Below are 12,379 nucleotides of genomic sequence, written 5' to 3'. Positions count from 1 at the left end.
CCACAGAGCAAACATTACAAAACGGATACAAAATACCTTATAACTACCAATGTCAGTTTGTCATTGGTGAATGTAGTTCTGTGAGCCATTCAGGTTTAACAAAAACAGTTTATACCGAATTTAGAGAGGGATATTGGGTCAGTAATCAACCGACCTTTGGCGATAAACGAAAAATAGTGATCCAAATTTTTGGCATCGATGGATTGCCTTTATATGAATATAATTTATTTCAAAATGGCCGAACTTCAGAATATGTAAGAAAACAGCGAAACAAATAGCGATTCTTGAAAAGAGATCAATACAGTTAACACTATCCCCCTGTGTCAGGATAATTCAGAGCCGATGATAAACGAATTCACTAAAAAGCCGACATAACGTCGGCTTTCGTTTAACTCTTTACGCAAGTCTCAGTGTTTAAGCATTGCCCTTCACTTTCATGTTCAATGCTTTGGCAAAATCAAGCATGCGAGTGAGTGGAATGAGTACTTTGAAAATCGGTTCTTAAACATCAAAGGTCTGATTAACTTTTAAGATTTGTCTATTTGGCGCACTAAAATACAATTACTGTGAGGAAATTCATAAATCATTAATATATTTAGCTCGTTTATTAACCAACCATTACATCTGAGTCATTCAACACGGTTTTTGTGCCATTTTTAGATAGTATTGCATTGTATAAATCATTAATTAATACATATTTATATTTAAAATAGCTAAAAGGCACAGCATATGGTCAATTCATTTAACCTCAATATCGGCAATCGTATAATCTTAGGTATTACAGTCATATTAGTCTTGGTCATGGGTACTGTTATCCCCTTCGTATTATCAGAATTCACAACCAATATTGATAGTGCTGAGCAACGCGAGTTACACAAACTCTATGAAACTGCTACCGCTGAAATTGAGTCAACGGGGAAATTAGCCCAAGCGTTGGCAACTGTCGTTGCGCGTAATTCTGACTTACAAAAGTTGTTTGCCGAAGGCGACCGAGAGACGTTAGCATTAAAAACATTACCATTATTTGAAACCTTGAAAGAAGATTATGCCGTTCGTCAATTCCAGTTTCACTTGCCACCAGCTACCTCATTCTTAAGAGTACATAAACCTGAGAAGTTTGGAGACGATTTATCATCATTTAGACAAACCGTTATCGTTACCAATAGAGACCAAAAACCAGTAAGAGGATTAGAGAAAGGTGTTGCAGGCATCGGAATTCGTGGAATTATGCCTGTCAATTATCAGGATACACATATTGGTTCTGTAGAGTTTGGTATGTCTTTTGGCCAGGCATTTTTTGACCAATTTAAAAATGATTATAAGGTCGATATTGCGCTTTACACTCAAAAAAATGGACAATTTGAAGCATTTGGAGCGACGACTAAACCTCATAGTTTTTCTGATAATACTCGTCTAGCACAAGCATTCAGTGGGTCAATACTTAACAGCCAATCTACATTACACGACACTTCCTATGCAGTTTATTTACATCAAGTAAAAGATTTCTCTGGACAGCCAATAGGTGTCCTAGAAATAGCTTTGGATCGCACACACAATGTAAATGCTATCAATGATGTGACCTTTACTATGATTAGTGTTGGTGTCATCGCCTTGTTATTAGGTATCGCTATTGCTTGGGTTATTAGCAGAAGTATCACCACCCCAATAAATATGACAACCCATACAATGAACAACATTGCCGATGGCGATGGTGATTTAACGCTCCGTTTATCAGTAAGCGGAAATGATGAAATTACCGCATTATCCAAAGCATTCAATCAATTTGCGACAAAGGTACATAATACAATTAATCAAGTTATGTCCGCCACACAGCAACTGAATCACTCTGCCGAGCGTTTATCTGGCATCACACTCGAAACTCAAGCTGATGCAGTAAAACAGCAGCAAGAAACCGAGCAGGTTGCTACAGCAATGAATGAAATGAGCGCGACAGTTCAAGATGTTGCACAAAATGCAACAGAAGCTGCTGATGCGGCTCAAAAAGCAAATGAGGCTACTCAAGCTGGTAAGCAGGTAGTTAGCAAGGTTTCATCAGAAATCAATCAATTGGCTTCTGAAATCAATATCGCAACACATGCAGTGTCCGATTTACAAAACCAAACGACAGCCATTGATAGTGTTCTAGAAGTTATTCGAAATATTTCAGACCAAACAAATTTATTAGCGCTGAATGCAGCTATTGAAGCAGCCCGAGCAGGAGAGCAAGGTCGAGGATTTGCAGTTGTTGCCGACGAGGTTCGTACCTTAGCCAGTCGCACACAAGCTTCCACGCAAGATATACAAGCAATGATTGAACAATTGCAAAGTGGCGCGGCTAAAGCTGTTCAAGTAATGAAAGATAGCGGTAAAGTTACAGACTCATGCGTTACTCAGGCAATAAATGCAGACCATGCACTCGATGACATTTTTGCAGCGGTAAACACCATTACAGAAATGAATATTCAAATCGCCAGCGCAGCAAACGAACAGTGTGCAGTCTCAAATGAAATAAATAAAAACATTACCAATATCAACGATATTGTTACCAAAACAACCGAAGGGTCAATGCAAACAGCAAGTGCAAGTGAAGATCTGGCTGATTTATCTAAACAACTGAATTCCTTAGTAGGCCAATTTAAGATTTAAACAAAACAAAATACAGCAAACCAATTTGTTAATTAACAAAAAGCCAAGTCTACACCACTTGGTTTTTTTGTTTATTCAATAATGGTTCAGTTGGGTATTATATTAATATTTAAGGCTAGCTCCCATTAGCGTAAAAGACCCAATAAAAAAGCCGACTAGATGTCGGCTTTATATTTTTATGATCACTAAACCCAAGCTTTTAGGCGTTGCCCTTCACTTTCATGTTCAATTCTTTGGCAAAATCAAGCATGCGTGTGAGTGGAATGAGTGCTTTGATACGCAGTTCATCATCCACAAATATTTCATGATTGGTTTTATCGCTATCGACTAACGAAGCTTCAATAGCCTGCAAACCGTTCATGGCCATCCATGGGCAATGGGCACAACTTTTACAGGTAGCACCATTGCCGCCGGTTGGGGCTTCGATCAAGGTTTTACCTGGTGCCGCTTGTTGCATTTTATAAAAAATACCGCGATCCGTGGCAACGATAAAGGTGTCGTTGGCCATGGTCTGTGCAGCTTTAATCAACTGGCTGGTAGAACCGACAGCGTCAGCAAGCTCAACGACACTTGCAGGTGACTCTGGGTGAACCAAAATGGCGGCACTAGGATGCTGCTTTTTAAGCTCGCGCAAGGCTTTGGCTTGAAACTCGTCATGCACAATGCAGTCGCCTTGCCATAACAACATGTCAGCGCCTGTCTGTTTGTTAATGTATGAACCTAAGTGGCGATCGGGTGCCCAGATAATTTTTTTATCCTGGCTATCGAGATGCTCAACAATTTCTAACGCAATACTGGAGGTGACAACCCAATCTGCGCGGGCTTTTACTGCTGCTGAGGTATTGGCATATACCACGACAGTATGATCTGGATGCGCATCGCAAAATTCATTGAACTGCTCAATTGGACAACCTAAATCTAATGAGCAAGTTGCTTCTAACGTTGGCATTAAAATGGTTTTTTCAGGGCTTAGTATTTTGGCGGTTTCGCCCATAAATTTCACCCCAGCGACAATTAATGTCTTTGCGGGGTGATCGCGACCGAAGCGTGCCATTTCCAGAGAATCAGACACGCAACCGCCCGTTTCTTCAGCTAACGCTTGGATTTCAGGATCAGTATAATAATGGGCAACAAGTACCGCGTTTTGATCAATCAATAACTGTTTAATACGTGCTTTATATTGTGCTTTCTCAACGTCAGACAACACGGCAGGTTTTGGTGGAAACGGATATTCAATCATTTCAATTCTAGGTGCCGACAGACTCATACATATTCCAATCTAGTGACAATATCCGAGTATTATACGAAAAAGAGGCTAAAAACAAAAGGACGCGTTAGCGTCCTTTTGGATAAGAAAGATTAAACACTGTTAACGCATAGCTAATAGCATTTCTTGCGGCTGCTCTAGGTAGTGTTTCCACAGATTACAGAAGCGTGCAATGGTGCCACCGTCAATGACGCGATGATCGCCAGACCAGCTTACTTGCATAATCTTACGTGCTTCAACTTCGCCTTTAGCATTAAAGCGCGGCAATATTTGTAACTTGCCTAACGCAACAATGGCTACTTCAGGTTTGTTAATAATCGGTGTTGCCACCGTGCCGCCCAATGCACCAATATTGGAGATAGAGATAGTTCCGTCTTTTAAATCTGCTGGCGACACGCGGCCACTGCGCGCGGCAGTCGTTAAGCGAGTTATGTCGGCGGCAATCTCTAAAATAGACTTACTTTGCACATCTTTGATATTAGGCACTAATAAGCCCACTTTTGAGTCGACTGCCATACCAATGTTATGACGAGACTTGTAAGTGAGTTCGGTGCAATCTGCATTAACTTGGCTATTTAATATCGGAAATTCTGTGATCGCTAATGACATGGCCTTCATAAAGAATGGCATCATGGTCAGCTTCACTTCGTCAGTTGAATAGCGTTGCTTCATGCTTTCACGTAAGGCAACGAGTTCGGTAAGGTCAAACTCTTCACAGTAAGTAAAATGAGGGATAGTCGATACTGACTCAACCATCATTTTCGCCATAATAGCTTTGACGCCTTTGATAGGTTCAACCCGATCGTTCGCCGTTACATTACTCACTATGCCGCTATTCACAGAACTGCCAGCTTGAGCATTATCTTGACTCGTTGACGACACTGGCGTTGTGCTTGCTGCAGCTTGAGTGGCATGACCACCTTGCTGATGACGTTCAATATCTTCTTTGTAAACTCGGCCATTTTTGCCTGTGCCAACAACCATAGCGATATTAATGTCCAGTACGCGTGCCATGCGGCGAACGGCTGGGCTAGCTAAAGCTTTGCCTTGTGCAACAGGTTCAAGGTTAACTTGTGGAGCTGCAACTTGCGCTTGTTCAACCACTTCAACAGGAGCTGACGGAGCATTAACTTCAGCTTCTACTTCAATGGCGAATAAAGGTGAGTGCACTTTAGCAAGCTGACCTTTACGATAATGCAGTTTTACAATTTTACCGGCTTTCATCGCCGGAATTTGCACTAACGCTTTATCAGTCATAACATCAGCAATCGGCTGGTCTTCAACGACGATGTCGCCTTCTTCAACTAACCAGTCAACCAATTCACATTCAACAATTCCTTCGCCGATATCGGGTAATAAGAACTCTTCAATGTTTGATTGACTGCTTGTTGTCACTACAACGTCATTGTTGTTAGCAATATTTCCAGCAGTGTCGTTAACTGGGGTCATGGCAGCAACAGGTGTTTCAATGACGCTATCGTTGTCATCACCGTCCATTTCAACTGCATACAATGGTTGATGCACAATGGCGATTTCACCTTTGGCGTAATAAAGCTTGGTAATTTTTCCGGCATGAGGAGCTGGAATTTGCACTAAGGCTTTATCTGTCATGACATCGGCAATCGGTTGGTCTTCAGTAACAATGTCACCTTCGCTGACTAACCAATCAACTAATTCACATTCCACCACACCTTCGCCGATGTCGGGTAAAATAAAATCTTTAATCATATCTTACTCCTAAAACGACACAGTGGCCTTGATGGCTTCGAAGGTCTTTAACTCATCTGGCATGTATTCTTTTTCATGCACTAATGGATAAGGCGTATCTAATCCGCACACACGACTGATCGGAGATTCAAGCGATAAGAAACATTCTTGCTGAATGGTTGCCGCGATTTCACCGGCAAAACCACCAGTTAATGGTGCTTCATGGTTTATCAGTAAACGACCTGTTTTGGTCACTGATTTTGCAATAGTTTCAACATCCCATGGTGCGATAGTGCGTAAGTCAATAATTTCACATGAAATACCTTCTTTCTCGGCACGTTCACAGGCTTTTTCGACGATTTCCATCTGTGCGCCCCAAGCCAGTACAGTAATATCACTGCCCTGCTTAACCACTTGTGCTTTGCCTAATTCGATAACGTAGTCACCGGCAGGTACTTCACCAACAGATGCGCGGTACAGACGCTTAGGTTCAAAGAAAATCACCGGGTTTGGATCCCGAATAGACGCCAGCAACAACCCTTTAGCTTGTTCAGGGTTACGCGGAATAACCACCTTTAAACCAGGCGTTTGAGTAAAATAGGCTTCAGGCGATTGTGAATGATAATGTCCACCAGCGATACCACCACCATATGGAGTGCGAAAGGTTAACCCACCCACATCAAATTGATTACCACTGCGGTATCTAAATTTTGCCGATTCATTAACGATTTGATCGAATGCCGGAAAAATATAATCAGCAAACTGAATTTCAGCAACGGCAGTCATGCCATAAGATGCTAGGCCATTAGCAAAACCAGCAATACCTTGTTCAGTTAGCGGCGTGTTAAAACAACGGTCGCGACCAAACTGCTCTTGTAAACCAGAAGTCGCACGAAAAACGCCACCGAAGTGGCCAACGTCTTCACCAAAAATCACCATGCGCTCGTCGGCAGTCATGGCTATTGATAACGCCTCGTTGATGGCGTGTAACATATTCATTTGAGCCACGGTTTAGAGTCTCCCTGCGCTTTTTGGATAGGCTTTTGGATACTTAGCAATGTGTTCTTTTAGCTCTTTAAGCTGTTTTCTCAATGCTGGAGTCGGTTTATCAAGCACATCTTCAATAATTTCATCTAGTTTCGGAATAGGTAACTTTTCAGCCACTTTAACTGCTGCTAGCACTTCTTCGCGATAACGTTCAAATAACTTGGCTTCATCGGCTTCGGTTATCCAACCTTTATTAACCATCCATAATTTAAAACGTTTTACCGGATCGTGTTGCTGCCATTTAGCTTCTTCTTCTTTTGAACGATATCCAGATGGATCGTCTGACGAAGAATGCGCACCTAAACGATAAGTCATAGCTTCAATTAATACAGGTACATTATGTTCTAGTGCGTGGGCTCGAGCTTGTTGCGTAGCAGCTAACACCGCTAACATGTCGTTACCGTCTACACGGATAGTATGCATACCGTAACCAACTCCCCGACTGGCTATACCGTTACCAGCAAACTGCTCTTCTGTAGGGGTAGAAATAGCATAACCATTATTTCGACAGAAAAAGATGGTTGGAGACTTAAGCACTGCAGCCATATTCAAACCCGCATGGAAGTCACCTTCTGACGCAGCGCCTTCGCCAAAGTAACAAATGGCAACATTACGCTTGCCTTGTAACTTCATACCATAAGCAACACCTGTGGCTTGTGGAATTTGAGTTGCCAGTGGTGATGAAATGGTTTGGTAGTTGAGTTCGCGGCTGCCGTAATGAATCGGCATTTGACGGCCTTTACCTAAATCTTTCTCGTTACTGAACATTTGATTCATAAATTGTTCAGTCGTAAAACCGCGATAACGCAATGAGGCGTGCTCACGATATTGAGCCAAAATGACGTCGTCTTTATCAAGCGCGGCAGTGCTGCCAACAATTGAGGCTTCTTCACCAGTACAGGTCATGTAAAAACTAATCCGTCCTTGACGCTGCGCACCCAACATACGCTCGTCTAATACTCGTGTAAAAACACAGGTATCAAAGATTTTTTCGGCCAGAGCCTTGTCGATAACTGGAAGAACCGCGTTTTCATATGTAGTGCCATCAGCTTGTAAAATACGCAAAATAGGGATGTGCAATGACGCTTTGTCTAAGAAGCTGACACGGTGCACTGTTTCATTGGTCAGTGGTGCGTTGCTCATATTATGCTCTTGTTATTGTTAAGCCATGTTCAACATAAACATGGCTCTATTTATACTATGCGAGTAGACATTACGTTAACGTAAACTACCTATCAATACTTACTCTCACTGTAAACGCATTTTACTCACGATTGACATGTATATATTGCTTTACGACTATAAAATTGACTCGTTCGGTGCCGGTACTAAACATAACACTGTGCGTTGCCCAATGGGTACATTTGCATTAGGAAATACTATCGCTTCTAACGGTTGCTCGACTGTGATTTGCTTCCCACCTTCTGTTGCTAATACCTCGCCCTGACTAAAGGCGCTGAAGTTTTCTGCATCACCAGCAAAGCTAAATTCAAAATCATCAAAGTGCTTGTTAATAGAGCGCGATACCTTATACAAGTTGACCTTGCTAGCGTCGAACTCAACTGGTGCTAACTGAGATTCAGTAATGAGCTTTTCAAGCATAGTATGAGTTTTTGTAAAACGGCTCATATCATTTTGGCCAAATGGCATCACTTTGCCTAATTCTACGGTAAAAGCATCTGCTTGGAATTGCTCTGACGAATAATAACTAAACGTTGTTGTTGGTTCGTGGTGAAACAACATAGTATCGACACCGCATGCCGCCAAAAACATAATTTGTTCGCCGCTGAAAGCACGGCCTGGACGGTATGGGTAAATGGCAAACTTTTCATGCTTTGAGGCACGGATCGCTGTATGTAAGTCGTAATGAATACGTTGGTTGTCGCTATTAGCATTGAAAAAATCAGCTACGTATTGCTCTAACGCTTTAGCTCGATGACGCTCTGGATGGCTTAAGCCCTCGCCTTTAGAATGCGCGCCGCTAAATAGACGATTCAGGTTCTCATCAATAAAACGGGTTTTATTGATAATCGCGGCAGGATTACCAATTAAAAACATCACCCGCTGCTTGGCCACAATGCGTTGGCTGAGCAAATCTTTAATGAGTTGATTACAGATTTCAATCGGCGCAGTTTCATTACCGTGCACAGCACAAGACAACACGATATCTTTGGTGGCATTAGCCGGAGTAAATACAATCACTCCCGTATCCCACACATCTACGCGAGTATGATCTGCCAACATAAAATCATACGCAGCAGGTAATTTATCTGGATTGGCTAAGGTATAGTCTAAAAAATCGTGGTTTATCATCAGGTCAGATAGCACTATCAACTCCTTGTCTCATTATTATATGGCGTAGTTAACTTTGACGTAAAACGATGTTAACTATTACTGCCTATTATCGCGGATTCTATCATAGCCAAACGCTATTTTATTGGTGGCATAACTTAGATTTATTTATTAATAAAAGTTTGCTTGCAAATATTGTCAATATTCAACACAATTACAGCCATCTAGACTTCTATAATTTGTTTTAAGGGTATGTCATGGCGTTAGCTACATTTGGTGCAGGTTGTTTTTGGGGTGTTGAATATTTTTTCCGTGAAATTAACGGCGTCAGTAACGCAACATGTGGCTACATGGGTGGCAAAGACAGTGCGACGACATATAAAGAAGTGAAAACGGGTTCAACTGGTCACGCCGAAGTGGTTCAAGTTGAGTTTGATCCAGAAATAGTCAGCTACACCGACTTATTGGATTCTTTTTGGAAAAACCATAACCCGACCATGCTGAATATGCAGGGTGGCGACATTGGTACTCAATATCGCAGCACCATTTTTTTCCACGATAAAGAGCAAAAAGCCCAAGCTGAAAGCTCTAAACTAACATTAGCACGCAGTGGCAAATGGGGACAGCGACATATTGTGACCGAAATTGTACCGATACAATCATTCCACATTGCCGAGGAATACCATCAGAATTATTTAGAAAAAAATAATTTACCAACCTGTCATTTGGTTTACTAAACCTAAACGAGCAATCTTCGTCGAGCGACAAACAACCGTTTCAAGTAAGTAGATGTGCACCATCGCCTCACCTGAAACGGAATATTTACACAATAGATAACCCCAATCGATTTCCTACACTCAACTTCACTTTACCCGCAGCGGTAAATTCCATACAATCCCATGCAAATTGCTTAAGGCATGTTATCGGAGAACAAAATCATGAGTGAAGCTCGTCACGTTAACCTACTAATTTTAGGTTCTGGCCCTGCTGGCTATACCGCTGCTGTTTATGCTGCGCGTGCAAATTTAAATCCTGTGATGATCACAGGCATGCAGCAAGGTGGTCAATTAACCACTACTACTGAAGTAGAAAACTGGCCAGGCGATGCTGAAGACTTAACCGGTCCAGCATTAATGGAACGCATGCAAAAGCACGCTGAGAAGTTCGATACCGAAATTATTTTTGACCACATCAACGAAGTGACCTTAACTGAGCGTCCTTTCCGCTTAAAAGGCGACAACGGCGAGTTTACGTGTGATGCATTAATTATTGCTACTGGTGCTTCTGCTAAATATTTAGGTCTTCCATCTGAAGAAGCGTTCATGGGTCGCGGTGTTTCTGCCTGCGCTACATGTGATGGTTTCTTTTACCGTAACCAAAAAGTTGCGGTGATTGGCGGTGGTAACACAGCAGTTGAAGAAGCACTTTACTTAAGTAATATTGCATCTGAAGTTCACTTAATTCACCGCCGCGACAGTTTCCGTTCAGAAAAGATTTTGATTAACCGCTTAATGGACAAAGTCGCTAACGGAAATATCATTTTACACCTAGACCAAACACTTGAAGAAGTGACGGGTAACGAGATGGGTGTAACCGGGCTTAAGAAAAAGAGCACTAAAGATGGTTCAGTGACCGATTTAGAAGTCGCTGGTGTGTTTATTGCGATTGGTCACAGCCCTAATACTGGTATTTTTGCTGGTCAATTAGAAATGAATCACGGTTACTTACAAGTAAACAGTGGTTTACAAGGCAATGCGACTCAAACTAGCATTGAAGGCGTATATGCTTGTGGCGACGTAATGGATCAACATTATCGTCAAGCTATTACTTCTGCTGGTACTGGTTGTATGGCTGCACTAGACGCTGAGCGTTATTTAGACGCCAAAAAGTAATCGACTGGATGTAATACAACAAAAGAGCAGCTCAGGCTGCTCTTGTTTATTGCCTTAAAAAACATTACACCGCTTTTTGGTAAAACACGGCTTCAGTATCACCTAATGGATCGCGGTGAATACTTTTATGTTGAAACGTCATACCGAGTTTTTTCATAATCGCGATAGATGCAACATTGTCCTCTACAGCAACAGCACTAACATGTGTCACTTCATTTAATACACTCACAGCATCCATCACCGCTTTAGCTGCTTCTGTAGCATAACCTTTACCCCAACTGACATGTTTGAAACGCCAACCTAACTCTAGATCATGCTGTTGTATATCGGTAAAAAAGTGCATTGGTCTGACTAATACCCAGCCTAAATACTCGCCGCTTAACCCGTGCTGATCATTAAGGGCACAATCGAGCGCATGGACTTTCCATAACCCCCAACCTTTAGGCGGATTTAAATATTGAGCCAATCTAGGCAACATGATCGTATCTATCTGATGCTGAGTGGTTTTATTGCCGCCATTAAGAAAGTGCATGACTCGTTCATCTTGGTCTAACTCAAAAAGTAATGCACCATCATCAAGGGTCATTAATGACAATCGTAATCTGGGTGTGTATTGGATCTCCACAGTGTTTGTTTCCTATCGGTTTTATGTAACGAGTGCACACTTAAGTAGTTGACACACAAGTTTACACAATCAAACAACAAACAATAAACATTTCGATTAACATATAAAGTAGAAGAAAGACTATTAGCAGTAAGAAAATGAACTTACTGCAAAAAATATCGGATTATAAAAGAGGAAGAATTGTGGCTACTAAAAAACAAATCATACTGCCCATCGTAGTATTAGGCATTGGAATAGCCGGTTTAGTTGGGATTGCTGCACTCAAAAAGCCCCCTGAAGAAAAGCCTGCAGTTGATACCACACCTTTAGTGTCGGTTGAAGCACTTGAATATAACCCGATGACCTTTTCAGTCAGTTCTTATGGCGTTGTCGCAGCAAAATACGACACCGAACTGGTCGCACAAGTCAGTGGTGAAATTATTTATTTAGCTGATAAATTCGTCAAAGGTGGCTTTGTTAAAAAAGGTGATGTTCTAGCTAAAATTGATCCCAGTGACTATGAAGCAGGATTATTAGATGCTCAAGCAAACATAGCCTCGTCAAAAGCCAACATGGTGCAAGAACGAGCCAATGCTGAAGTTGCCTTACGTGAATGGGCCGAAATAACCAGCAGTAAGCCAACCGATCTCAGTTTGCGCAAGCCGCAATTGGCACAAGAATTAGCCAAGCTAAAAAGTGCTGAAGCGGGTTTATTACGTGCACAGCGTGATTTAGAACGTACGGTTATCCGCGCGCCGTATGATGCACTGATATCCAGCCGTGAAATCGGTTTAGGTGCATACGTGACCACAGGCAGTAAAATTGGTCATGTTTACAATACTGATACAGCTGAAATCCGCTTACCGCTAGCCGATAAAGAAATGCAATATTTGGATCAAAAAGGGACTCATGCAGAAGTGCGAT

At 41.8% G+C, this 12,379-nt stretch carries 11 protein-coding genes; 5 read left to right on the top strand and 6 right to left on the bottom strand.

Features of this window, described 5'->3' with window-relative positions; all coding sequences use genetic code 11:
- Together H5202_RS11715 and H5202_RS11710 are read left to right on the top strand one after the other, a co-directional pair.
- Nucleotides 1-278: hypothetical protein (locus tag H5202_RS11715; RefSeq protein WP_182772233.1), on the top strand; the 278-nt coding region annotated here is incomplete at its 5' end.
- Nucleotides 279-729: 451 nt separating this feature from the next.
- Entirely contained in the window at nt 730-2,646 is a 1,917-nt protein-coding gene (locus H5202_RS11710) for a methyl-accepting chemotaxis protein (RefSeq protein ID WP_182772232.1), read from the top strand.
- Nucleotides 2,647-2,845: 199 nt separating this feature from the next.
- Here H5202_RS11710 and nadA read toward each other — a convergent pair whose 3' ends face one another.
- From nadA to astE, 5 genes are all read right to left on the bottom strand, one after another.
- On the bottom strand, nt 2,846-3,913 hold the full coding sequence (gene nadA, locus H5202_RS11705) for a quinolinate synthase NadA (protein WP_182772231.1): 1,068 nt from the start codon (nt 3,911-3,913) through the stop codon (nt 2,846-2,848).
- 102 nt (nt 3,914-4,015) lie between these two features.
- The gene (locus H5202_RS11700) at nt 4,016-5,641 is read right to left on the bottom strand and encodes a dihydrolipoyllysine-residue acetyltransferase (protein ID WP_182772230.1); all 1,626 of its coding nucleotides are present in this window, start codon (nt 5,639-5,641) and stop codon (nt 4,016-4,018) included.
- A gap of 9 nt (nt 5,642-5,650) precedes the next feature.
- Nucleotides 5,651-6,628, bottom strand: a complete 978-nt coding sequence (locus H5202_RS11695; RefSeq protein ID WP_011637397.1) for an alpha-ketoacid dehydrogenase subunit beta — start codon at nt 6,626-6,628, stop codon at nt 5,651-5,653.
- Nucleotides 6,629-6,631: 3 nt separating this feature from the next.
- Entirely contained in the window at nt 6,632-7,810 is a 1,179-nt protein-coding gene (locus H5202_RS11690; RefSeq protein WP_182772229.1) for a thiamine pyrophosphate-dependent dehydrogenase E1 component subunit alpha, read from the bottom strand.
- A gap of 156 nt (nt 7,811-7,966) precedes the next feature.
- On the bottom strand, nt 7,967-8,995 hold the full coding sequence (astE, locus tag H5202_RS11685) for a succinylglutamate desuccinylase (protein WP_182772228.1): 1,029 nt from the start codon (nt 8,993-8,995) through the stop codon (nt 7,967-7,969).
- A gap of 221 nt (nt 8,996-9,216) precedes the next feature.
- Between astE and msrA the strand changes: the two genes are divergently transcribed.
- Together msrA and trxB are read left to right on the top strand one after the other, a co-directional pair.
- Entirely contained in the window at nt 9,217-9,696 is a 480-nt protein-coding gene (msrA, locus tag H5202_RS11680; protein WP_182772227.1) for a peptide-methionine (S)-S-oxide reductase MsrA, read from the top strand.
- 201 nt (nt 9,697-9,897) lie between these two features.
- Nucleotides 9,898-10,851, top strand: coding sequence for a thioredoxin-disulfide reductase (gene trxB, locus H5202_RS11675; RefSeq protein WP_182772226.1), 954 nt, complete (start codon nt 9,898-9,900; stop codon nt 10,849-10,851).
- Nucleotides 10,852-10,915: 64 nt separating this feature from the next.
- Here the strand turns inward: trxB and H5202_RS11670 are convergent, their stop codons facing one another.
- Nucleotides 10,916-11,476: a GNAT family N-acetyltransferase gene (locus H5202_RS11670; RefSeq protein ID WP_182772225.1), complete on the bottom strand. Its 561-nt coding sequence runs from the start codon at nt 11,474-11,476 to the stop codon at nt 10,916-10,918.
- A gap of 182 nt (nt 11,477-11,658) precedes the next feature.
- Here H5202_RS11670 and H5202_RS11665 point away from each other — a divergent pair.
- The coding region (locus H5202_RS11665; RefSeq protein ID WP_182772224.1) for an HlyD family efflux transporter periplasmic adaptor subunit at nt 11,659-12,379 on the top strand (721 nt) is incomplete at its 3' end.

It is taken from the genome of Shewanella sp. SG41-4 (assembly GCF_014164505.1).
Taxonomy (GTDB): Bacteria; Pseudomonadota; Gammaproteobacteria; order Enterobacterales; family Shewanellaceae; genus Shewanella.
This window is presented reverse-complemented; position numbering and strand designations above follow the sequence as displayed.

Excerpts from the sequence above, each read along its gene's own strand:
- H5202_RS11710 (WP_182772232.1), top strand. The coding sequence starts at position 730 with ATGGTCAATTCATTTAACCTCAATATCGGCAATCGTATAATCTTAGGT.
- nadA (WP_182772231.1), bottom strand. The coding sequence starts at position 3,913 with ATGAGTCTGTCGGCACCTAGAATTGAAATGATTGAATATCCGTTTCCA.
- H5202_RS11700 (WP_182772230.1), bottom strand. The coding sequence starts at position 5,641 with ATGATTAAAGATTTTATTTTACCCGACATCGGCGAAGGTGTGGTGGAA.
- H5202_RS11690 (WP_182772229.1), bottom strand. The coding sequence starts at position 7,810 with ATGAGCAACGCACCACTGACCAATGAAACAGTGCACCGTGTCAGCTTC.
- msrA (WP_182772227.1), top strand. The coding sequence starts at position 9,217 with ATGGCGTTAGCTACATTTGGTGCAGGTTGTTTTTGGGGTGTTGAATAT.
- trxB (WP_182772226.1), top strand. The coding sequence starts at position 9,898 with ATGAGTGAAGCTCGTCACGTTAACCTACTAATTTTAGGTTCTGGCCCT.